This is a genomic window from Variovorax sp. WDL1, from assembly GCF_001541225.1.
GTDB lineage: Bacteria > Pseudomonadota > Gammaproteobacteria > Burkholderiales > Burkholderiaceae_C > Variovorax.
Genome location: NZ_LMTS01000248.1, coordinates 73,037 through 93,639 on the forward strand (window position 1 = coordinate 73,037; position 20,603 = coordinate 93,639).

Consider the following 20,603-nt stretch of genomic DNA (forward strand, 5'->3'; position numbering starts at 1 on the left):
CCGAATCGCCGCCGGCCCCGCCCACATCGGGCTTCTGGGTGCAGCTGGGCGCCTTCAGCCAGCGCGATGGCGTGGAGCGCTTCCAGCAGCAGGTGGCGCGCAGCCTGCCCGCATTGGCGGGCGCCCTCAACGTCTTCGCCGAGCGCGGCACCTATCGGCTGCAGGCCGGGCCCTACGCCTCGCGCGACCAGGCGCGCGACATGGCCGAGCAGGCGCGCAACGGGTTGCAGCTGGCGCCGATGATCGTCGAGCGTCGCTGAGGGCTGCTCAGGGCAGGTCTTCAGACGGCGCGGGGGTCCGCAGCGCCTCGAGCTCGGCACGCGTGATGGCCCGCGCCGAGAAGCGCGCGGCGATGCGCGCCAGTTTCTCCGGGTTGCGTTGCGTGCGGATGCGCAGGATCTGCTCGCCGTCGATCTCGATGGTCTGCACCGACTCCAGGGCGCCGTTGTAGAAGCGCAGCAGCCCCGGCTCGCCGTTGATCTCGGCGAGCTCCAGCCGGAGCCCGCCGCCCAGCAGGCGCGGCACGGCGTAGAAGTACTGTGCAATGCGCTGGGCACCGCGCAGCATCTTGCGGAAGGCCGGTACCTTGCCGCCGCTGTCGCCGATCAGCTCGGCATCCTCCGCCAGCAGTTCCTTCAGCCGGCGCATGTCGCCGCTGGCGGAGGCTTCGGCAAAGCCCTGCATCAGCCGCCAATGGGTTTCACGCTCTACCGTGAAGCGCGGGCGCTCGTCCTGGATCTGGGTCTTGGCCCGGTGCACCAGCTGGCGGCATGCTGCCTCGCTCCTGCCCAGGGTGCGCGCCACGTCCTCGTAATCGGCGTCGAACACTTCGCGCAGCAGGAAAGCCGCGCGCGCCTCGGGGGCGAGGCGCTCCAGCACCGCCAGGAAGGCCACGGAGATGTTGTCCGCGCGCTCCAGCATCTGCTCGGGCGACGCCGGCGCGTCGGTCAGCAGCGGCTCGGGCAGCCAGGCGCCTTCGTAGTGCTCGCGCTGGACCTTGGCGGCGCGCAGCCGGTCGATGGACAGGCGCGTCACCACCGTGACCAGCCATGCCTCGGGCTTGTTCAGTGCGTCGACGGTCGCGTCGTTCCAGCGCAGCCAGGCGTCCTGGACGACGTCTTCGGCATCGGCGGTCGAGCCGAGCATGCGGTAGGCAATGCCCAGCAGGCGCTTGCGGTAACGGTCGAAGGCGAGGGTGGAGTTGTCCATGCCGGCAAGACGGACGACGCCCCCGCCTTGTGACAGGCGCGGGCGCGGCGGGTGCTCAGGCGCCCTGGTACTCGGCCCTGGGACCGAGGTTGGCCGCAACTTCCTTGCGGTACCGGTTGAGCTCCTGCACGGTCTTGAAGCTGCGGTTCATCAGCAGGCTCAGGTTGTGCAGGATGCGGTCGCCGACCTTGTTTTCCCAGACGGCGTCGAACTTGATCTGTTTGTCCAGCCAATGCTCCAGCCAGTCGGGGTCGGGCACGCGGCTCTGGATGGTGTCGTGGGGGAACAGTGCCTTGTTCACGTGCAGGTTGGTCGGGTGCAGTGCCTGGGCGGTGCGCCGGGCGCTGGCCATCAGCACGCCGACCTTGGTGAAGGCGGCGCGCGCCTCGTCGCCGAACTTCTCGAGCGCACGCTTCATGAAGCGCAGGTAGGCGCCGCCGTGACGGGCTTCGTCCTGGCTCAGGGTGGTGTAGATGTGCTTGATGACGGGCTCGGTGTGCCACTCGGCAGCCCGCCGGTACCAGTGGTTGAGGCGGATCTCTCCGCAGAAATGCAGCATCAGCGTCTCGAGCGGCGGCGCCGGGTCGAAGTCGAAGCGCACTTCGTGCAGTTCCTGCTCGGTGGGGGCATGCTGCGGGCTGAAGCGCTTGAGATATTCCATGAGCACCAGCGAATGCTTCTGCTCTTCGAAGAACCAGATCGACATGAAAGCGGAGAAGTCGCTGTCGTGGCGGTTGTCGCGCAGGAACATCTCGGTGGCAGGGAGTGCGGCCCACTCGGTGATGGCGTTCATCTTGATGGTCTGCGCCTGCTCCTCGGACAAGCGGCTCGCATCGAAGGATTGCCAGGGGATGTCCTTGTCCATGTCCCAGCGGACGGATTCAAGCTGTCTGAAAAGTTCCGGGTAGAGCATCAATGACTTTCTGAACCCGGCGATTTTAGACGCGGGGTTTGGCGCACTCGTGACAAGCGCGCGATGATGCGGTATAGACGCCCGCGCCGCCGTTTCGACCAAACCCCTACATTCACTCTGGACACCGCCATGCGAAGCCTCCTGCGACGGCCTTTTTTTTCTCCCCTTTTCGCAGCTTTCGCGGCGGCCGCCTGCCTGGCGCCCGCTGCAGCCAGCGCCCCGGGCGCTGCAGCGCCCGGGGCGGCCGCGACCATCCCGGCCGGCTGCCCGCCCATCCTGCAACACACCTTCCCCCGCCTGCAAGACGAGAAACCCCAGGCGCTGTGCCAGTACACGGGCAAGGTGGTGCTGGTGGTCAACACCGCCAGCTTCTGCGGCTTCACCCCCCAGTACAAGGGCCTGGAGGCGCTGGACAGCAAGTACCGCTCGCGCGGGCTGGTGGTGCTGGGCTTTCCCTCCAACGACTTCTCGCAGGAGACCGGCACGAACAAGGAAATTGCGGAGTTCTGTGAAAGCACTTTCGGCGTCAAATTCCCGATGTTTGCCAAGTCCTCGGTGCGCGGGCCGCAGGCCAATCCCCTTTTCAAGGAACTCGCGCAGATCTCTGGCACCACGCCCAAATGGAATTTCTACAAGTACCTCATCAGCCGTGATGGCAAGGTGGTGGAGTCCTACTCCAGCATGACCTCGCCGGACGACAGGGCCTTCGTTCGCGACTTGGAAAAGCAGCTCGGCCCCCAGTGAGACTGCGGATCGCCAGGAGCGCCATGCGTCACAAATGCTTACCACTGTCCGGGGAACCGCTGCGGGCGGGCGGTGCTCTTACCGGCTCGGGTGTAGAAAGCCCGAAAAGTTTTCATGTTGCGAGGCCTTCCGGGCGCCTGACGTCCGGATGAAATCCCGAGGCGATTCTTCTCCTCCTCCCTCCCTCCCTCCTTCGTTTCGGGGCGCCTTGCAGCATTTTTATCTCGCCCTCAGGTTGGCCCTCTTCGTGTGGCCGCCCACCCCCTTACCGGGGGCAACACCAGCGGCCCGGCAAAGCCGGTTCCCACCAAAGCAAAAGCCCCGCGGTGCGGGGCTTTTGCTTTGGTGCCGTCGGGGCGGCTCCGACGCTCAGGGCGCGGTGTCTGCGAAGCTGGCGCGCAACATCAGCTTGTCGTAGAGCTTGCCGAGATTCGGGTGCTCGCCGCGCCAGTCGATGTCCGGGAAGCGGAAGCCGATCCAGCCCAGCGCGCAGCCGACGGAGATGTCCGACAGGCTCAAGTGAATGCCGCTGCAGAAGGGCTTGTCGCCCAGGCCCTTGGCCATGGCGCGGATGCCGGCCTCGACCTTTGCACGCTGGCGGTCCATCCAGGCCCGGCTGCGCTCGCCGTCGGCGCGGCGGGCCCAGGTGGCCTCGAGGCGCCAGAGCACGCCGGCGTCCATCACGCCGTCGGCCAGGGCCTCCCAGGTCTTGACCTCGGCGCGCTCGCGGCCCGGCTGCGGAATCAGCTTGCCGACCGGCGACAGGGTGTCCAGGTACTCGACGATCACGCGCGAGTCGAACATGGCCTCGCTGCCGTCCATGATCAGGCAGGGCACCTTGCCCAGCGGGTTGGAACTGGCGATGGTCGTGTCGTCGGACCAGACGTCCTCGATCACGAACTGGTAGTCGAGCCGCTTCTCGGCCATGACCACGCGCACCTTGCGCACATAAGGGCTGGCAGCGGATCCGATCAGTTTCATGCGGGCTCTCTCCCCCTGGGGGTCGTCGTTGTAGCGTTTTGATTCTAGGGGAAGGCGCGCAGTGCAGAATCCGGCTTCCATGCCAACGAGGGAGAAGGTGAAGGAACATGGTCACAGAAGCGCCCATCGATAGTGGGCCCGAGCGCCATCCGATCGAGTTCACGGCCAGCGGCAGCGAGTACTTCCGCATCTGGATCGTCAACCTGCTGCTGATCGTCCTCACCCTCGGCATCTATCTGCCCTGGGCCAAGGTGCGCAAGCTCAAGTACTTCTACAGCAACACCTGGGTCGGCGGCGACGCGCTGGACTTCCATGGCGAGCCGGCCAAGATGTTGCGCGGCACGTTGATCGCCGCCGGCTTCCTGATCGCCTATTCGGTGGGCAGCAACTTCTCCGGCTGGGCGGCGCTGGTGGCAGCGCTGGCCTTCGTGGCGCTGTGGCCGGCGCTGTTCCGGGCGGCGATGCGCTTCAGGCTGGCCAACACCAGCTGGCGCGGCCTGCGCTTCCGCTTCGCGGGCGACACCGCCGGCGCCTACGCCTGCATGCTGCCGCCGCTGGCCCTGGCGCTGCTGCCGGTGGCCTTCGCGGGAGCGATGGCCGGAGCGTCGGTGGATGGCAAGCCCCCGGCGCTGCCCGCCGTGGCGACCGGCGTGGTCGGCCTGGGCATGCTGGCCTTCGTGGCGGGGCTGCCCTACTTTCTCTGGCGCGTGCGGCGCTACCAGCACGACAACTACGCGATCGGCGGGCTGCAGACCCGGCTCAAGGCCGACGTGGGCGTGCTCTACGGCATCTTCATCAAGCTCGTCGGGATCAGCCTCGCGGCCTTCGCGATCATGCTGCTGGTGGCGGGCCTTTTCGCCTTCACGGGCCGCAGGACGGGCACCGGCGCGACCTTCGTGGTGGTGGCGGCGCTGATGGGCTTCGGGGCGATCCTGCTCGTCAACATCCTGCCCAAGTCCTATTTGCAGGTGCGGCTGCAGAACCTGCTGTGGTCGACCACCGGCAACGAGGTGCTGCGCTTCGACAGCCGCCTGAAGTTCGGCAGCTACCTGGGCCTGCAGTGCAGGAACTACCTGCTGATCTTCCTGACGCTCGGCCTCTATTGGCCCTTCGCGGTGGTGAACACGCGGCGCGCCCAGATCGATGCGGTCGAGCTGCACACGCGCATCGGCCTCGACCAGCTCAGCCAGGTGGCTGGGCGGGAAGATCCGGGCGCCGCGGGCGACATGGCGGCCGACCTGTTCGGGCTGGACATCGGCCTGTGAGCGCCGAACCGCTGGCTGGATGAGCGCTGCACCACCGCCTGGGGGAGCTTGCGCAATGAACGCGCTCGAGGTCCGTTTCTTCGACGGCCGCAGCAGCCGGCCGCAGGCGGCGCGCCTGCACGTCCAGGGCGATGTGCTGACCATCGCGCCGGGCTCCGGCGAAACCTTTGCATCGTTCAGCGTGCCGCTCGCGCGGCTGCGCTGGCCTGAGCGCACGCGCCACGGCGGCCGGCTCCTGCAACTGCCGCAGGGCGCCAGCGTCCAGGCGCTCGATGTCGCGGCTTGGGACGCATGGGCCGCGCAGCTCGGCCGCGGCGAGAGCTGGGTGGTCCGCGCGCAGCAGAACTGGCGCGGGGTGGCGCTGGCCCTGGCGTTGCTGCTGGCTGCCACCGCGGCGCTGTACCAGTGGGGCCTGCCGTGGGTTGCGCGCGGCGTGACCGCTGCGGTGCCGGCCGGCGTGGACGCGGCCATCGGCGCCGAGGTGCTCGAATCCATCGACCAGTCGCTGCTGGCGCCCAGCGCGCTGGCGCCGGAGGAACAGGAGCGCATTCGCCGCACCTTCGCACGGATGGTTCAGACCGCACATCCGGAGGGCGCGCCGGCCTGGAAGCTGGAGTTCCGCCGCGCCCGCGACCAGCGGCTGGGTCCGAATGCGCTGGCGCTGCCCGGCGGCACCATCATCCTGACCGACGAGCTGGTGCAACTGATGCCCGGCGACCCGGATGCGGTGCTCGGCGTGCTGGGCCACGAGTTCGGCCATGTGCGGCTGCGCCATGCGATGCGGCAGCTGGTGCAGGCCTCGGCGATCGGCTTCGGGGTGTCGGTCGCCTTCGGCGACTACGGCACGCTGATCGGCAGCGCCCCCGTGCTGCTGGCCACGCTCGGCTACTCGCGCGATGCCGAGCGCGAGGCCGACGCCGAATCGGTGCGGCTCATGCGCGCCGCCGGCATCTCGCCGCGCGTGATGATCGGCTTCTTCGAGGCCGTCGAGCGCTGGCGCACCGGGCAGAAGCGCGCCGGGCTGGACGACGACGCCATCGGCCTGGCTTTCTCCTCGCACCCGGCCACGGCCGAGCGCATCGCCTTTTTCCGGGAAGCCGCAGCGAACTGAAATGGATGGCCTTGGGCCGCACCTAAAATTCAGGGCATGAGTTTCTCCACCGTCTCCGCCCTTTCCCCACTCGACGGCCGCTACGCGGCCAAGCTCTCGGCCCTGCGGCCGTTGATGAGCGAGCAGGGCTACATGCACCGGCGGGTACAGGTCGAGGTGGCGTGGTTCATCGCGCTGTCGGACTGCGGCTTCCCCGAATTCAAGCCGCTCACCGGCGGCGCGCGCAAGTACCTGCTGGGCCTGGTGAACAATTTCTCCGAGGCCGACGCCATCGCGATCAAGCAGATCGAGAAGACCACCAATCATGACGTGAAGGCGGTCGAGTACTGGATCAAGTCCAAGTTCGAGGCGCGGCCGGAGTTGCTCGCAGCCTCGGAGTTCGTGCACTTCGCCTGCACCAGCGAGGACATCAACAACACCAGCCACGCGCTGCAGATCCAGGCGGCGCGCGAGAAGGTGGTGCTGCCTGCCATCGACGGCCTGATCGCCACCCTGCGCGAGATGGCGGGCCGCTTCGCCGAGGTGCCGATGCTGTCGCGCACGCACGGCCAGACCGCCAGCCCGACTACGGTCGGCAAGGAGATCGCCAACGTAGCCGTGCGCCTGGCCAAGGCACGCGAGCGCATCGCCGGCGTGGCGCTGCTGGGCAAGATGAACGGTGCGGTGGGCAACTACAACGCCCACATGGCGGCCTGGCCCGAGTTCGACTGGGAAGCCTTCAGCCGCAAGGTGGTCGAGACCCCGGCGCCTCTGGGCCTGGGCCTCTGCTTCCAGCCGTACAGCATCCAGATCGAGCCGCACGACTACATGGCCGAGCTCTTCGATGCAGTGGCGCGGGTCAACACCATCCTGATCGACTTCGCGCGCGACGTCTGGGGCTACGTGGGCCTGGGCTATTTCAAGCAGCGCCTCAAGAAGGGCGAGATCGGCTCCTCGACCATGCCGCACAAGGTCAACCCGATCGATTTCGAGAATGCCGAGGGCAACCTGGGGATGGCCAACGCCCTGCTTCGCCACCTGAGCGACAAGCTGCCGATCAGCCGCTGGCAGCGCGACCTGACCGACAGCACCGTGTTGCGCAACATCGGCGTGGCCTTCGGCTATGCGGTGCTGGCCTATGCGAGCCTGGCGACCGGCCTGGGCAAGCTGGAGCTCAACGAGGAGGCGCTCGCCGAGGATCTCGAGGCCTCCTGGGAAGTGCTGGCCGAGCCCATCCAGACCGTGATGCGGCGTTTCGGCGTGCAGGGCGCGTACGAGCAGCTCAAGGAGGTCACCCGCGGCAAGACGGTGACGGCCGAAGCGCTGCACGAGCTGATCCGCTCGCTCGAGATTCCCGAAGACGAAAAGGAACGGCTGCTGGCCATGACGCCGGCCAGCTACACCGGCAAGGCCGCCGAGCTGGCACGGCGGGCGCAGACGCCCTGAAGACGGGGTGGCCAAGGCGAGCCGCGGGCGGCCGCCTACACTCGCGACCCCATGGCGCTCAAATCCACCATCTTCAAGGCCACCCTCGCGGTGGCCGACATCGACCACGGCTACTACGCCGACCATGCGCTCACGCTGGCGCGCCATCCCAGCGAGACCGACGAGCGGATGATGATCCGGCTGGTGGCGCTGGCGCTCAATGCGCACAAGCTGCAGGACGTCTGCCAGGGCGACGGCACGCTGGCCTTCGGCGCTGGCCTTTCGAACCCGGACGAGCCGGACGTCTGGCTGCGCGACTTCACCGGTGCGGTGCGGCTGTGGATCGAGGTCGGCCAGCCGGAGGACAAGCCGGTCATCAAGGCCTGCGGAAAGGCGGACGAGACGATCGTCTACGCCTTCCACCATGCGGCCGAGGTCTGGTGGCGAGGCATCGAGAACAAGCTCACGCGGCCGCAGAACCTGGCCGTCTACCGCGTGCCGACGGCGGCCTCGCAGGCATTGGCCGCACTGGCGCAGCGATCGATGCAGTTGCAGGCGACGATCCAGGAAGGCACTTTGATGCTGGGCGACGGCACGCACAGCGTGGACATCGAGCCGGTTCGCTGGAAGTAGTCCCTCTCAAGGCTCGCCTGGCATCATCGCCCCGCAGCGCCAGCACTGCTCGAAGCCGCCTTCGACCAGCTCGCCGCAAGCGCACTGCCAGCGCCGCTGGGGCCGGTGCTGCAGCGCATGGAGCAACTGCCTGGCGCGCTCGAACTGCGACTCGTCCTCGATCCAGATCTCCGGCAGGCACTGGTCGGGCGGCAGCTGCCCGGCGGCCGCGCCGAGGTATTCGCGCTGCACGGAGGCCGCGACGCCCTCTTCCCGCAAGGCATCGGCCCAGAGGGTGGCGATCGCCAGGTTGGGGGCTTGCGCGAGGCGGCGCATGGCGCTTGCGTCCTGTTCAGCGCGACAGCTCGGCCGGTTCGCCGGGCGCGGGCTCGTCGTCCGGCCAGGCAGGCTCGGCCTCGCGCGCCCGTTCGGCATAGCGGTTGAAGCGCCAGGCCTTGTCCAGCATGGTGATGCGGCGCCAGGTGGCCCGCTTCTCGCCCGGCGTCATCGAGGGCCAATGCTGCACCTCGTCGAAGCTGCGGCCGCAGCCCTTGCATTCGTCGTCGCCCTGGCTGGTGGAGCAGATGGCGATGCAGGGAGTGTCGGGTGTCGTCTGGTACCAGGCGAGCCAGGCGTCCCATGCCTTGGGCGGAAAGCCGACCTCGGCGGCCTCGTCCTCGTGGTGGAACACCATCAACGCGTAGACCTCCGCCAGCGCGCGCAGCTCGGGCGCGAGGGTAATGCCATCGGGCGAGGGCTTTTTCTCGCGCCAGTAGTTGATGGCGGCCTCGATGTCTGTGATGTGGATGGCGGCCATGACGGGTGGAAAAATGCGGCTGGGCATCATAGTCCCGGCAAAGCCCGCAGCGGGCGAAGGTTATGCGTTGCTCTCGAATCGATAGCGGCGGCCGCGCTGGTGGCGCAACATCCGGGCGCTTTTTCTTCAAGCTCCTGGAAAAATCCGGTTGCCAGGGCGGGGCCCTCGATGCTCTAATCGCCCACCGAAGGGGAGTAGCTCCCACCCGTTCTCCACGAGGACGAAATCGACAGGTCGTCAATACGAAGACAACACTTCCGGCCTTTCGGGCAGCCCACGCTGCCGAGCAAGACCTTCGATTAGAGCTCGCGCGGGTTCGATCGAAGCGTTTGCGTGTCCGGGACCCGTGGGTCCTCATTCAGCCGCTTGATCCAACCCGCACGGGATGAAGCAATTCGAACAGAGGACGCTATGGAACAGTTCCTGACCCCCGAATTCTGGGTCGCCGTCGGTCAGATCATCATGATCGACATCCTTCTCGGCGGCGACAACGCCGTCGTCATCGCGCTGGCCTGCCGCAAGCTGCCCCCCGCGCAACGCACCAAGGGCATCCTTTGGGGTACGGCGGGCGCGATCGTGCTTCGCGTCATCCTGATCTTCTTCGCGCTCACCCTGCTGGCCATTCCGTTCCTGAAGCTGGCTGGTGCGCTGCTGCTGGTGTGGATCGGCGTCAAGCTGCTGGCCCCCGAGCATGACGATGCGCACGGCAACATCGCCGCCAGCGACAAGCTGTGGGCCGCCGTCAAGACGGTGATCATCGCCGACCTGGTGATGAGCGTGGACAACGTGATCGCGATTGCGGGCGCAGCCCAGGGCGCGGGCGCGGACCACCAGATGCCGCTGGTGATCTTCGGCCTGCTGGTGAGCATTCCGATCATCGTCTGGGGCAGCCAGCTGGTCATCAAGCTGATGGACCGCTTCCCCATCATCATCACGCTGGGCGGCATGCTGCTGGGCTGGATCGCGGGCACCATGGCGGTCTCGGATCCTGCGGTCGTCAACCCCGCCGCGTGGGCCTGGGTGCCCAAGGTGCCGCAGACCGACATGGTGCGCTACATTGCCGGCATAGGCGGCGCGCTGCTGGTGCTGGTGATCGGCAAGTGGGTGGCGATGCGCCGGCCGAAGCCGCAGGACACCGCCACCGCGTGACCTCCACAAGAAGGAGCACCCATGGAAAAGATCATTCTGTATGTGGACGACGCGGTTTACGCGCGCGAGCTGCTCTCGCGGCTCACGCCCGAAGCGGTCGGCACGGGTGCCCGCCGCTGGGTCCTGGTGGCCTGCGCGCCGCGCATGACGCATCGCATCAGCAAGTGGGTGAGCCATAGCGCGCGCGAGAACTGGCGCAACAAATGGCTGGCGAAGACGCAGGAGCAGCTGCTGCCGTTGCTGCAACTGGAAGGCGGTCAGGTCACCTCCGTGCTGGCCAAGGGCCCGCTGGCCGAGCTGACGCAGCGCCTGAAGATGGAGTACGGCGCGGCGCGCGTGATCGATGCCCGCCGCCCGAAGATCGGCGTCGACCTCGAACCCGTGGCGCCCGACGTGAAATCGCCCAGCCAGTCCGGCTGGGCGTTGCCCGGCGCGATGCTCGGCATGGGCGCGCTGCTGGTGCTGGCCAACGAGCTGTCCGAATAAGACGCTCGCCACACCGCACGCATGCGCCTCGTCATCAAATGGCTGCTGAGCGCCCTCGCGCTGCTGGCGGTGACCTACATCTACAGCGGCGTGCAGGTGTCGAGCTTCACCTCGGCACTGATCGCCGCGGCCGTGATCGGCCTGCTCAACATGGTGGTGCGGCCGGTGCTGGTGGTGCTGACGCTGCCGGTCACCATCGTCACGCTGGGCCTCTTTCTCTTCGTGATCAACGCGCTGCTGTTCTGGGCCGCCTCGGGGCTGCTGCCGGGCTTCCACGTCAACGGCTTCGTGGCGGCGCTGATCGGCTCGCTGATCTATTCCCTGCTCGGCCTGGTCATCGAGGCCGCGCTGGGCGGCCTGTTCGCCCGGGGTTGAGCGCTATTTCAGCGGTGGCTCCGCCGCCTGCTCCCTGACCAGCACATCGATCACCCGCGCGCGGGTGTCGACGATCGAGGCTTCGTAGTGGTCAATGGGCACGCCGCCCTTGTGGATGAACTCCTGCGCCGCCTTGAAGCGGTCGCGCGCGCCCGGGTAGTCGAGCACTGCCACGTTGGCCTCGGCATCGGCGCGGATGGCGCGCAGCGTGTCGTTCTGCGCGCCGTAGAGGCGGCCCAGCATGCGCCAGGCCGTCGCATCGCGCGGATGCGACGCCACCCAGTCGCGCAGCGGGGCCACCATTGGCGCCGGCTGGCGGGTGGCCGAGGCAGCCTGCGCGGCGAGCAGCATCTCGGGCCGGTCCTTCGCCTGCGGGTCGAGCAGCGTGGCCGCCTTCGCCGCGCCGTCGGCTGCCAGCTCGATCTCGGCCGACAGCAGGCGCGCCAACCGCGCGGCGCGCGCGTCTTCGCCCGTCCGGGCGCGCAGCCGCTCTGCCAGTGCGCGGGCCGACTTGTAGTCGCGCAGCTCGTTGGCCGCGAGCGCCGCCGCGTAGAGCGTGCCGGCCTGCTGCGCCGGCGAGCTGCGTGCGAATTCGCCGCCGCCGGCCGCGTCTATCCACAACCGCAGCACGTCCACGCCGGGGCGCACCAGCACACGGGCGCGCGCGGCGATCATCGCGTGTTCCATCACCAGCGGCATGGCCAGGCCGCTGCCGGGCCGGAACTGGTAGCGGCCCTGCATGTCGGCGATCCGCTCGCTGTTGAGAGGGTGGCTGCGCAGGTAGGGATAGGAGCCGTTGTCGTTGAGGCGCGCCGCGTACTGCAGCTTCTCGAACATCGCGGCCGCCCCCTGCGGCGCATAGCCGGCCTGGGTCATGACGCCGAAGCCGATGCGGTCGGCCTCCCGCTCCATGTCGCGCGAGAAGCTGAGCTGGCTCTGCGCGAAGGCGGCCTGGCTGCCCATCAGCACCGCCTGGCCCGCATCGGCATTGCGGCTCTTGCCCGCGGCGATCATCCCCAGGATCATGCCGGCGAGCAGCAGCGGCATCTGCCGGCTCTGCTTGGCCATGATGCGCGAGATGTGACGCTGCGTGACGTGTGAGAGCTCGTGGCCGAGCACGGTGGCGAGCTCGTCGCGGCTGCCGGTCACCGAGATCAGGCCGAGGTGCAGGCCCAGATAGCCGCCCGGCAGCGCGAAGGCGTTGATGCTGCGGTCGCGGCCCAGCATCACGGTCCAGGCGAAGCGCTCGTCGAGCTCGGGGGTGAGTTCCCCGCGCAGGCGCGCCGCTGCCAGCAGGCGCTGCCAGATGTCCTCCACATACTCGACCAGCACCGGGTCGTCGATGTAGTCGGGGTCGCGATACAGCTCGCGCGCGATCTGGTCGCCCAGGCGACGCTCGGTGCTGGCGGTCATCTCGCCATCGCCCATGCCCGGCAGCAGCTGGGCCTGCGCCAGCGGAGGCATCGCGAGCTGGCAGGCGATCAGGAGGGAGGCGCAGAGCTTCCGCAGCAGGCGCGTCGGCTTGCGGGTCGCAGGGGTGGAAGGGTTCCGGCGCAGCATGGGGAGGGTCGATGGCTGGGCCTCGTATGATGCTTCACTCCGCCGAACGTTCAAGCATGAGCTCTCTCACCCATTTTGATGCCCAGGGTCAAGCCCACATGGTGGACGTCGCTGCCAAGCCGGCCACCCACCGGGTCGCCGTTGCCACCGGCCGTATCGAGATGCAAGCGGCAACGCTGGCGCTCATCGAATCGGGCACCGCGAAGAAGGGCGACGTGCTGGGCATCGCGCGCATCGCGGGCATCCAGGCGGCGAAGAAGACCAGCGATCTCATTCCCTTGTGCCATCCGCTCGCGCTGACGCGGGTCGCCGTGGCGTTCGCGATGGCCGAGGGCGGCACGCCGCAGGTGGCATGCACCGCGACCGTCGAGACTGTCGGCCCCACCGGCGTCGAGATGGAAGCCCTCACGGCCGTGCAGGTGGCGCTCTTGACCATCTACGACATGTGCAAGGCGGTGGACCGCGGGATGACCATCACCGGCGTGCATGTGCTTGAAAAGCACGGGGGCAAGTCGGGGAGCTACATGGCGCCGCCGCCCGCGAAGGGCTGAGGCGCTGAGGCGCACTACGCACTCGCACTGCGCACTGCGCACTACTCCGACGGATCGTCCATCGGCTCCCTGGCGAGCCAGCGCGCGTATTCGCCGGGAAAGGCAATCCTGAAGCGCGCGGCCTCCTCGAAGGCCTCCGCCTCGCGGCCCAGCAGCATGGCGCTGTCGATGAGCTTGACGATCACGCGCGGCTCCGGCGAGAAATGAACAAGGCGTTGCGCCAGTGCATGCACCTCGGCTGCGTTGGCTATCGTCAGCGGCATCAGCGCGAGCTCTGCGAACTTCACCTGGTTGGCGAACAGCCTGGAGTCCCGCACCTGGGCCAGCGTGTCGTCCCGCCAGGCGGGCAGGCGCTCGCCACGGGCGAGATAAAGCTGGCTCACGCGGGTGTAGTCCCAGGCGGCGCAGGCGACGACCGCCATCAGCACGAGGGCTGCGGCCAGGGAGGGTGCGAAGAACGGCCGCCCTTCCGGCGCGGTGGCAGTCTTCTTCCTCGGCGGTGAGTGCGGCCACAGGAAGCCCAGGCACAGACCGAAGACGAGCTGGAACGGGCCATACCACAGCGGGTATTCGAGCAGGCTGTGAAGCACGATCGCTCCGAGCATGCCCCATGCCATCAGCCGTGCAGGATCGGTCTCGCGCCACGGCCGCGCGGCCAGCACCAGCCAGCCGAAGCCGCCGCAGATCAGGACCGCCGCCGGGATGCCCAGCTCGACTGCCAGGTGCAGCGGCAGGCTGTGCGCGTTGTCCAGGATCTCGACGAAGCGCGGTCCTGGATAGAGCGTGCTGTAGTGCGCGAAGCCCAGCTCGCCCCAGCCCCAGCCTGTCCAGGGGTGCCGGGCGATCAGCTCGAGCACGTTGCCCCAGAGCACGAGCCTACTATGGGCGGCAGGCGCGCCTTCTCGCAGGCGATGCATCATGCCTTCGACGCCCGAGCCTGCGAACAGCGGGAGCAGCCATGCGGCCGCGAAGTACGCGGGGATCAGCGCGAGCAGCACCCAGGGAGGCGGCAGCCGAGCGCTTGCGGGACCGCCCCGGCGGTGGGGCGGATGCCTTTCGCGCCAGGCGAGCCACGCGGAGATGCCGCTGATCAGCAGCAACTGGAGCAGCCCGGTCCGCGAGGTCGAGGCAGCGAGCGCGAGAAGCAGCAAGGCCGTGGTGGGGATCAGTGCAACGCGCGCTCGGCGCCCGCCGTTGCCATGCAGCCAGAGCGCCGCGATGAGGGCCATGCTGATCAGCGTGGCGAACTGGTTGCGCTGGCGGAGGTTGCCATAGGCCTGGCCGAGGTCGGGGGCGGTGGTCCAGGGGACCAGCGGCGCGGCGAGGCCGTAGTACTGGAGGAGGCCCAGCACCGCATTGAGCAGACCGGCGGCGAGCAGGCCCCAAGCCAGCGCCGCCTGCCGCGAGGCCGGTGCGCGAGCCAGCCCGGCGCCCACGCCGGCCATCCATGCAACGACGGCCAGGGCCGCTGCCGCGTAGAGATCGAGGACCGAGCCGGACACCCGCCCCAGGAGGATCGCCCCGCCGATCACCGCCAGCCACGCGAGGACGCCGCGCCCCGGCCGCGCCGCAGGCTGGGCCAGCAATAGCAGCGCCGCACAGGTCCATGCGGCCAGTTGCTGCCAGACATTCGCCGAGGGGCCGGCCGCGAACGGGAAGAGAAAGGGCAGCGCGATCAATGTCGCCGAGGCCGCAACGGGGGCGACGATCAACGATGCAGGCGGACCGGCGCAAACAGCGGAGCTCGTCATTCGCGGCATTGTGCCTATTGGGAAAAGTGCACGAATGGATTACTGGAGGCGACGAAAGGAAGCGCACTGCGGACGGACGGTTGTCGCGAAATCTCGCACGTTGTTCACAATTTGTCACTGTTACAAACCTTTGCTCAAAGGGTCACCACAGTGCCAAACGCTCTCCAGTCTCGTTGCTCGTCGAGGGGATTCACGCTCATCGAGGTCATGATCACGGTGGCGATCGTGGCCGTCCTGGCAGCGATCGCACTTCCGAGCTATCGCGACTACGTGCTGCGCGGCCACCTCGTGGATGCGCACAACGGGCTCGCCGCCATGCGGGCCAACATGGAACGCTTCTACCAGGACAACCGGACCTACAACTCGGTGGGTACGACATTCATTTCCCCTTGCCTCGTGGATGTGAACCTGCGCAAGGTCGGAACCTTCACGCTTTCGTGCGACGGCACGCCCACTGCCACTGCCTTCGTCCTGCAGGCCGTCGGAAGCGGAACGACCAACGGCTTCACCTTCAAGGTGGACCAGCAGAACCAGCGATCCACCACGGTGACCGGCGTCCCCGGTTGGAGCAACTGCTCGAACGACTGGGTGACGAAGAAGGGACAGACGTGCTGAAGCGCAGGCCCGGGCATGTTGCCGGCTTCACCCTTGTCGAGCTGATGGTGACCATCGTGCTGCTCGCCGTCCTGCTGGCGCTCGGCTTTCCGTCGATGACGACATGGATCCGCAACTCCAAGATCCGGACCGTCGCCGATTCGCTGCAGAATGGCCTGCGGCTCGCTCAGGCCGAAGCGCTTCGCCGCAGCCGCCAGACCGTTTTTTCGCTGACCAACAGCACCTCGCCCGCAACCAGCCTCACCGCAGTGGCCAACGGCCGGAACTGGTCGATCAACACCGTTCAACTGCTCACCGACGAGACCCCTCAATTCGTCGAAGCCGGCGTTCTGAGCAGTGTCGGCAACGACGTGCAGATCACCGGCCCGGTATCCATCTGCTTCAACTCGCTCGGTCGACTCGTTGCCAATGCCACTCCCGGCCCGACCGGCGCCAACTGCGCGGCTGCTGCCGCGACCTACAACATCACGTTGACCGGTGCCGACCGGCCGCTGCGTGTGTTGGTCTCGCTGGGCGGCCAGGTGCGCATGTGCGACCCCGCCAGGAACGTTTCGACTTCACCCGACGGATGCCCCTGATGAAGCGCATTCCTCATTCTCCCGGGCGCGCCCAGCGCGGCGTTGCAATGATCGAGGTGTTGGTGTCCATCCTGCTCTTCTCGCTGGGCATCCTCGGCCTGATCGGCTTGCAGACACGCGCCATGAACTTCTCGGTCGATGCTGCTGACCGCAACCGCGCTGCCTTGCTGGCCAACGAGATCGCCAGCACGATGTGGCTGACCAACTCGATCACCGTGGACACGAGCGCCGGGACCGCATGGGCCACGCGCATCGCAGATGTGTCCAAGGATGGATTGCCCGGTGCCACCGCGACCGTCGCGCCTGTTGCGACGCTGGTCAATACCGCAGACATCACGATCGAGTGGGCGCCCCCGCAGCGCAACGCGGCCGACAAGAGCCGGCTCACGACTCGCGTCACCCTTCCGCCTCCGCCATGAACGCATCGACCTCCACCTCCCGCGCGTTGCAGCGGGGCCTGACGCTCATCGAGCTCCTGGTGGCCATGGCCATCGGCCTCATCGTCACGCTCGCGGTGACCAGCGTCGTGACCGTGGGTGAAGCCCACAAGCGAACCACCACCTCCACCAACGACATGAGCCAGAGCGGCGCCTTTGCGGCTTACGCACTCGACCGCGTGCTGCGCAGCGCGGGCTCGGGCTTCGTGCAGTCCGGCAGCCTCGGTGTGTATGGCTGCAGGCTGAGCGTGGCGCGCGACATCGGCGGCACGCCGACCACCATCCTGCCGCGCAGCAGTGCATTTCCTGCCCCATTTGCGTCCTTTCTGGGAGGCGCCGGCGCCAGCCTGGCCGGCAACCTGCGGGTGGCACCGCTACTGATCGGCCAGGGCCAATCCGCGACCGGCTCCGACGTGCTGATGGTGATGGGCGGCAACGGTGCCGCCGGCGACATCCCTCGGAAGATTCGTTCGGAGGTGACCGGCACCAACAACCTGCGGCTCGACAACACCATCGGGTTGGCCAGCGGTGACCTCGGACTCGTCGCGCAGGACGGCACGGCCGACTGCCTGGTCGAGCAAGTCAATGTGACGGACGCGACTGCGTTTGCTGCCGCGGGCAATGAAGTGCTGCCGCTGGGCGGACGCTATTTCACTTCGACCGGTGCCACGACATCGCTCGCGACCTTGGCCGCCAGTGGCACCGCCTACTACACGCCGCTGGGCAACACGCTTTCCAACAACGTCCAGTTCCAGCTGATCGGCGTCGGCGCGAACCAGACCTTGTTTGCCTACGACCTGCTCAGGAGCGCGGGCACCGGCTCCGACGCGGATGCCTTGCAGGCCGTTTCCGATGGAGTCGTCGAGCTTCGGGCCTTGTACGGCGTGGATACCAATGGGGACGGAATCATCAACGACTGGGTCGCCCCCAGCGGTGCGACATACGGGATCGCCAACCTCATGACGACGCCGGCCACCATCAGGCAGATCGTGGCCGTGCGGGTGGCGCTGGTCCTTCGCAGCTCCGAGCTCAACAAGGACAACGTGTCGCCGGCGTCGCTCACGCTGTTCAGCGATCTGGCCGCCGCGTTGCAGAGCTCCGTGACGCTCGACCAGCACTACCGCTACCGCGTCATCGACACCACCATCCCCCTGCGCAACATGTTGCTGCAGTCCGCCTCATGAAGACCGTCTCCCCATCCGCCTTGCCGGCCCGCCAACGAGGCGTAGTGCTGCTGTTCTGCCTGATCATTCTCGTGATCCTGCTCGCCGGCGGAGTCGCGGTGATGCGCTCGATGAACTCGTCGCTATTCAGCGCCGGAAACCTGGCCTTCAGGAGGGACCTGGTCAACCAGGGCGAGCTGGCGGTCTCCAAGGCCATGCAGGCGTTCAAGACGGGAGGCCTTGCGACGTCGACGCTCACGTCCAGCAGCGTACCGGCTGAAAACTACAGTGCTGTCCAGCTGAAGGTCAACAACCTCGGCATCCCTGACGTGCTGCTCAAGAAGTCCGGCCTGACCGGCAAGGACATCACCAACGCTGACTTCACCCCTACCGGAGGCGCGATCACCGGGGGCGGCGGCGGCGTCACCGTGCACTACGTGATCGATCGGCTGTGCAACGCCACGGGCAGTTTCGCCACGCTGGGCAACAGCGCGTGCGTCTCGGCGCCGTCCGCGACGCAGGTCACAGGAGGCACCGCCGGCATGGCGCGCCCGGAAATCCCGCCACCCGCCATCTATCGCCTCAGCATCCGGGTCGACGGACCGCGCGACACGCAGGTCTTCCTGCAGAGCTCGTTCTCCCGGCCCGAGTAACCAGCAGAGCATCATCATGAAAACAAAACCTCTCCTGTCCGTCCGCACGCTGAGAAAGGCGGGACTCGGGATCGCGATGGGCCTGACCTTGGGAGGTGCTCTGATCGCTTCCGCCACCACGCTGTCCGATCAACCGGTGTTCTCGACTTCCGAGGTGCCAGGCAACCTGGCACTGGCTCTGTCCGTGGAGTGGCCGACCGCCTCCCGGACAGCTCACGTCGGTGCCTACAGCAGTGCCAGCACCTACCTCGGCTACTTCGACCCGAACAAGTGCTATCTGTACCTGGCCAACACCGCGGCCAACAGCACCAACACCGGCGATACCAGCTACTTCTATCCGGCGGGCGCGGCTACCAACCGCACCTGCACAGGGACCACCAACAACGACAAGTGGAGCGGCAACTTTCTCAACTGGGCCGCGACGGCCACCATCGATCCATTCCGATGGGCCATGACGGGCGGCCGCCGCGTTGTCGACACCACGACCGAAACCATCCTCGAAAAGGGCTGGCATTCAGGGCAAGGGCTCTTCGACGATCGCGATCTCACTGTCAGCGAGATCGCGGGCGCTACCCCACACAACACGGCGACCCGGCTCGGCATCCGCGTCAACGGGATGGGGTTCAAGATGCGCCTGAGTGTCAACGATCCTGGGATTCGGACCTTCACAGCGAGCTACTACAACAACAAGAACGTGAGCAACCCGGCGGTATTGACCGTCAGCAACGACACCGCTGACCACGAGTGGGGGACTGCGAGCCCCGGTACGGGCGTCAACGCAGACAACTTCTCCGCGCGATTCACTGGCACCTTCACGGCGCCGGAAACCGGCAACTACATCTTTCGGACCAACTCCGACGATGGCGTCCGGATGTGGGTCGACACTTCCGGAAGCGGCAGCTTCAACAACGGCAATCGGGTCATCAACAACTGGAGCGACCACGGCCCCACGGACGACGACAGTGGGGTCATCAGCCTGACTGCGGGCCAGAGCTTCAGCGTCCGGGTGGAGTATTACGAGAACGCTGGGGGCGCCACCATGCGTCTTTTGTGGCAGAAGCCATCCACACCCGGCACGTTTACCGCATTCAGTTCCGGCGACGCCACTGTGGACTACACGATGCGCGTGAAGGTCTGCGATCCGTCGACGGCGGCAGGCGGCCTGGAAGCCAATTGCAAGCCCTACGGCAGCAATTACAAGCCCGAAGGACTCATCCAGAAATATTCCCAGAAGATTCGCTTCAGCGCCTTCGGCTACCTCAACGACGCGAGCGACCAGCGCGATGGTGGCGTTCTGCGCGCCGGCCAGAAGTTCGTCGGGCCGACGGCTCCGCGGCCTGGTCAAACCGCCATCGACAACACCCAGAAGGAATGGAGCGAGACGACCGGCATATTCGTTCCCAACCCCGACAGCACCGACGCGACGGCGACCACCACGCAGTTCAGCGTGCAGGTCGACAACAGCGGTGTGATCAACTACCTGAACCAGTTCGGCCAGCTGATTCCCGGCAACTACAAGAACTACGACCCGGTCAGCGAGATGTACTACGCCGTCCTGCGCTACTACAAGAATCTCGGAAACGTGCCGGCCTGGACTTCGATGGCCGGCGCCAGCGCGGGCACCAAGCGGACATGGATCGATGGTTTTCCGGTCATTACCAACTGGGGCGATCCGATCCAGTACTCGTGCCAGCGAAACTTCATCCTGGGCATTGGCGACATCTACACCCACGTCGACAAGAACGTCGCGGGCAATCCCACATACCGCACCCGCGAGCCGACCATGGCTGCGGAGATCGCCGCCGACACGACCGTCAATGCAATCACGGCGACCAACAAGGTGGGCGCCCTGCAGGGAGTGGGAAGCACACTCGGCGCGACCAACAGCTACAGCGGCCGCGACAACTCAGCCTATATCGCGGGCCTGGCCTACGACGCCAACACCAAGGACATTCGCCCGGACGTCGCCGGCCAAGCCAAGACCGTCGGCAAGCAGACCGTGCAGACCTACTGGGTCGATGTGCTGGAGCAGCCCTTTCAGGCCAACAACCAGTTCTACTTGGCGGCCAAGTTCGGCGGATTGAAGGTTCCGGCCAACTTCGATCCGTACACGTTTGCCGCGACCATCCCGTTGGACTGGTGGTCGACCAACGGCGAGACGCTGACCGATACCCGTACCAACACCACGCAGAACCGACCCGACAACTACTTCGCGGCGGGGCGGCCTGA

23 protein-coding genes are annotated in these 20,603 nt (G+C 67.1%); 16 read left to right on the forward strand and 7 right to left on the reverse strand.

Annotated features, from left to right (window positions below; translation table 11 throughout):
- Window positions 1-260 (forward strand): SPOR domain-containing protein (locus tag APY03_RS44855; RefSeq protein WP_232324483.1); only part of this gene is annotated, 260 nt, incomplete at its 5' end.
- Between the two features lie 7 nt (window positions 261-267).
- On the opposite strand, the gene APY03_RS31160 is transcribed toward APY03_RS44855, so the two are convergent.
- Window positions 268-1,209 (reverse strand): RNA polymerase sigma-70 factor, encoded by a 942-nt coding sequence (locus tag APY03_RS31160; protein ID WP_068683233.1) that lies wholly within the window; start codon window positions 1,207-1,209, stop codon window positions 268-270.
- A 55-nt stretch (window positions 1,210-1,264) separates the two neighbouring features.
- A complete protein-coding gene (locus tag APY03_RS31165) occupies window positions 1,265-2,122 on the reverse strand; it encodes a ferritin (RefSeq protein WP_068683235.1) in 858 nt (285 codons plus the stop codon).
- Between the two features lie 129 nt (window positions 2,123-2,251).
- On the opposite strand from APY03_RS31165, the gene APY03_RS31170 reads away from it, so the two are divergent.
- The gene (locus tag APY03_RS31170) at window positions 2,252-2,866 is read left to right on the forward strand and encodes a glutathione peroxidase (protein ID WP_068683236.1); all 615 of its coding nucleotides are present in this window, start codon (window positions 2,252-2,254) and stop codon (window positions 2,864-2,866) included.
- 369 nt (window positions 2,867-3,235) lie between these two features.
- Here APY03_RS31170 and APY03_RS31175 read toward each other — a convergent pair whose 3' ends face one another.
- On the reverse strand, window positions 3,236-3,847 hold the full coding sequence (locus APY03_RS31175; RefSeq protein WP_068683238.1) for a glutathione S-transferase N-terminal domain-containing protein: 612 nt from the start codon (window positions 3,845-3,847) through the stop codon (window positions 3,236-3,238).
- Window positions 3,848-3,954: 107 nt separating this feature from the next.
- Between APY03_RS31175 and APY03_RS31180 the strand changes: the two genes are divergently transcribed.
- The 4 genes from APY03_RS31180 to APY03_RS31195 are packed head-to-tail and all read left to right on the forward strand — an operon-like array spanning window position 3,955 to window position 8,260.
- Entirely contained in the window at window positions 3,955-5,112 is a 1,158-nt protein-coding gene (locus APY03_RS31180; RefSeq protein WP_068683240.1) for a YjgN family protein, read from the forward strand.
- Between the two features lie 55 nt (window positions 5,113-5,167).
- Entirely contained in the window at window positions 5,168-6,223 is a 1,056-nt protein-coding gene (locus APY03_RS31185; RefSeq protein ID WP_068683242.1) for a M48 family metallopeptidase, read from the forward strand.
- Between the two features lie 36 nt (window positions 6,224-6,259).
- Entirely contained in the window at window positions 6,260-7,648 is a 1,389-nt protein-coding gene (gene purB / locus APY03_RS31190) for an adenylosuccinate lyase (RefSeq protein WP_068683244.1), read from the forward strand.
- Window positions 7,649-7,699: 51 nt separating this feature from the next.
- The gene (locus tag APY03_RS31195) at window positions 7,700-8,260 is read left to right on the forward strand and encodes a YaeQ family protein (RefSeq protein ID WP_068683246.1); all 561 of its coding nucleotides are present in this window, start codon (window positions 7,700-7,702) and stop codon (window positions 8,258-8,260) included.
- 6 nt (window positions 8,261-8,266) lie between these two features.
- Here the strand turns inward: APY03_RS31195 and APY03_RS31200 are convergent, their stop codons facing one another.
- The gene (locus APY03_RS31200; protein WP_068683248.1) at window positions 8,267-8,575 is read right to left on the reverse strand and encodes a putative signal transducing protein; all 309 of its coding nucleotides are present in this window, start codon (window positions 8,573-8,575) and stop codon (window positions 8,267-8,269) included.
- A gap of 16 nt (window positions 8,576-8,591) precedes the next feature.
- On the reverse strand, window positions 8,592-9,056 hold the full coding sequence (locus APY03_RS31205; protein ID WP_068683272.1) for a DUF3717 domain-containing protein: 465 nt from the start codon (window positions 9,054-9,056) through the stop codon (window positions 8,592-8,594).
- A 411-nt stretch (window positions 9,057-9,467) separates the two neighbouring features.
- Here APY03_RS31205 and APY03_RS31210 point away from each other — a divergent pair, with 411 nt between their 5' ends.
- From APY03_RS31210 to APY03_RS31220, 3 genes are read left to right on the forward strand one after another with little or no spacing between them, the layout of a single operon-like run.
- The gene (locus APY03_RS31210; RefSeq protein ID WP_068683250.1) at window positions 9,468-10,205 is read left to right on the forward strand and encodes a TerC family protein; all 738 of its coding nucleotides are present in this window, start codon (window positions 9,468-9,470) and stop codon (window positions 10,203-10,205) included.
- 21 nt (window positions 10,206-10,226) lie between these two features.
- The gene (locus APY03_RS31215) at window positions 10,227-10,691 is read left to right on the forward strand and encodes a hypothetical protein (RefSeq protein WP_068683252.1); all 465 of its coding nucleotides are present in this window, start codon (window positions 10,227-10,229) and stop codon (window positions 10,689-10,691) included.
- Window positions 10,692-10,712: 21 nt separating this feature from the next.
- On the forward strand, window positions 10,713-11,066 hold the full coding sequence (locus tag APY03_RS31220; protein WP_068683254.1) for a phage holin family protein: 354 nt from the start codon (window positions 10,713-10,715) through the stop codon (window positions 11,064-11,066).
- Window positions 11,067-11,069: 3 nt separating this feature from the next.
- On the opposite strand, the gene APY03_RS31225 is transcribed toward APY03_RS31220, so the two are convergent.
- Window positions 11,070-12,626: a M48 family metalloprotease gene (locus APY03_RS31225; protein WP_083944675.1), complete on the reverse strand. Its 1,557-nt coding sequence runs from the start codon at window positions 12,624-12,626 to the stop codon at window positions 11,070-11,072.
- Window positions 12,627-12,682: 56 nt separating this feature from the next.
- Here APY03_RS31225 and moaC point away from each other — a divergent pair, with 56 nt between their 5' ends.
- Window positions 12,683-13,177, forward strand: a complete 495-nt coding sequence (gene moaC, locus APY03_RS31230) for a cyclic pyranopterin monophosphate synthase MoaC (RefSeq protein ID WP_068683276.1) — start codon at window positions 12,683-12,685, stop codon at window positions 13,175-13,177.
- Window positions 13,178-13,218: 41 nt separating this feature from the next.
- Here moaC and APY03_RS31235 read toward each other — a convergent pair whose 3' ends face one another.
- Complete coding sequence (locus APY03_RS31235; protein ID WP_068683256.1) at window positions 13,219-14,928, reverse strand: PglL family O-oligosaccharyltransferase; 1,710 nt, start codon at window positions 14,926-14,928, stop codon at window positions 13,219-13,221.
- A 150-nt stretch (window positions 14,929-15,078) separates the two neighbouring features.
- Between APY03_RS31235 and APY03_RS42845 the strand changes: the two genes are divergently transcribed.
- The 6 genes from APY03_RS42845 to APY03_RS31265 form a co-directional block, all read left to right on the forward strand.
- Complete coding sequence (locus APY03_RS42845) at window positions 15,079-15,543, forward strand: type IV pilin protein (protein ID WP_068683258.1); 465 nt, start codon at window positions 15,079-15,081, stop codon at window positions 15,541-15,543.
- Window positions 15,492-16,121 carry a GspH/FimT family pseudopilin gene (locus APY03_RS31245; RefSeq protein ID WP_232081181.1) on the forward strand — a complete coding sequence of 210 codons (630 nt, stop codon included), beginning with the start codon at window positions 15,492-15,494 and terminating at the stop codon, window positions 16,119-16,121. Before APY03_RS42845 ends, APY03_RS31245 begins: the two co-directional genes overlap by 52 nt.
- On the forward strand, window positions 16,121-16,540 hold the full coding sequence (gene pilV, locus APY03_RS31250) for a type IV pilus modification protein PilV (protein WP_068683280.1): 420 nt from the start codon (window positions 16,121-16,123) through the stop codon (window positions 16,538-16,540). Before APY03_RS31245 ends, pilV begins: the two co-directional genes overlap by 1 nt.
- Window positions 16,537-17,742: a PilW family protein gene (locus APY03_RS31255; RefSeq protein WP_083944678.1), complete on the forward strand. Its 1,206-nt coding sequence runs from the start codon at window positions 16,537-16,539 to the stop codon at window positions 17,740-17,742. The genes pilV and APY03_RS31255 overlap by 4 nt, the downstream gene beginning before the upstream one ends.
- A complete protein-coding gene (locus tag APY03_RS31260; protein ID WP_068683262.1) occupies window positions 17,739-18,374 on the forward strand; it encodes a pilus assembly PilX family protein in 636 nt (211 codons plus the stop codon). The genes APY03_RS31255 and APY03_RS31260 overlap by 4 nt, the downstream gene beginning before the upstream one ends.
- A 16-nt stretch (window positions 18,375-18,390) precedes the next feature.
- Window positions 18,391-20,603 (forward strand): PA14 domain-containing protein (locus APY03_RS31265; protein WP_232324484.1); only part of this gene is annotated, 2,213 nt, incomplete at its 3' end.

What these genes read in the sequence shown, in the direction of transcription:
- APY03_RS31160 (WP_068683233.1), bottom strand. Translation starts at nt 1,209, where the DNA reads ATGGACAACTCCACCCTCGCCTTCGACCGTTACCGCAAGCGCCTGCTG.
- APY03_RS31165 (WP_068683235.1), bottom strand. Translation starts at nt 2,122, where the DNA reads ATGCTCTACCCGGAACTTTTCAGACAGCTTGAATCCGTCCGCTGGGAC.
- APY03_RS31170 (WP_068683236.1), top strand. Translation starts at nt 2,252, where the DNA reads ATGCGAAGCCTCCTGCGACGGCCTTTTTTTTCTCCCCTTTTCGCAGCT.
- APY03_RS31175 (WP_068683238.1), bottom strand. Translation starts at nt 3,847, where the DNA reads ATGAAACTGATCGGATCCGCTGCCAGCCCTTATGTGCGCAAGGTGCGC.
- APY03_RS31180 (WP_068683240.1), top strand. Translation starts at nt 3,955, where the DNA reads ATGGTCACAGAAGCGCCCATCGATAGTGGGCCCGAGCGCCATCCGATC.
- APY03_RS31185 (WP_068683242.1), top strand. Translation starts at nt 5,168, where the DNA reads ATGAACGCGCTCGAGGTCCGTTTCTTCGACGGCCGCAGCAGCCGGCCG.
- purB (WP_068683244.1), top strand. Translation starts at nt 6,260, where the DNA reads ATGAGTTTCTCCACCGTCTCCGCCCTTTCCCCACTCGACGGCCGCTAC.
- APY03_RS31195 (WP_068683246.1), top strand. Translation starts at nt 7,700, where the DNA reads ATGGCGCTCAAATCCACCATCTTCAAGGCCACCCTCGCGGTGGCCGAC.
- APY03_RS31200 (WP_068683248.1), bottom strand. Translation starts at nt 8,575, where the DNA reads ATGCGCCGCCTCGCGCAAGCCCCCAACCTGGCGATCGCCACCCTCTGG.
- APY03_RS31205 (WP_068683272.1), bottom strand. Translation starts at nt 9,056, where the DNA reads ATGGCCGCCATCCACATCACAGACATCGAGGCCGCCATCAACTACTGG.
- APY03_RS31210 (WP_068683250.1), top strand. Translation starts at nt 9,468, where the DNA reads ATGGAACAGTTCCTGACCCCCGAATTCTGGGTCGCCGTCGGTCAGATC.
- APY03_RS31215 (WP_068683252.1), top strand. Translation starts at nt 10,227, where the DNA reads ATGGAAAAGATCATTCTGTATGTGGACGACGCGGTTTACGCGCGCGAG.
- APY03_RS31220 (WP_068683254.1), top strand. Translation starts at nt 10,713, where the DNA reads ATGCGCCTCGTCATCAAATGGCTGCTGAGCGCCCTCGCGCTGCTGGCG.
- APY03_RS31225 (WP_083944675.1), bottom strand. Translation starts at nt 12,626, where the DNA reads ATGCTGCGCCGGAACCCTTCCACCCCTGCGACCCGCAAGCCGACGCGC.
- moaC (WP_068683276.1), top strand. Translation starts at nt 12,683, where the DNA reads ATGAGCTCTCTCACCCATTTTGATGCCCAGGGTCAAGCCCACATGGTG.
- APY03_RS31235 (WP_068683256.1), bottom strand. Translation starts at nt 14,928, where the DNA reads ATGACGAGCTCCGCTGTTTGCGCCGGTCCGCCTGCATCGTTGATCGTC.
- pilV (WP_068683280.1), top strand. Translation starts at nt 16,121, where the DNA reads ATGAAGCGCATTCCTCATTCTCCCGGGCGCGCCCAGCGCGGCGTTGCA.
- APY03_RS31255 (WP_083944678.1), top strand. Translation starts at nt 16,537, where the DNA reads ATGAACGCATCGACCTCCACCTCCCGCGCGTTGCAGCGGGGCCTGACG.
- APY03_RS31260 (WP_068683262.1), top strand. Translation starts at nt 17,739, where the DNA reads ATGAAGACCGTCTCCCCATCCGCCTTGCCGGCCCGCCAACGAGGCGTA.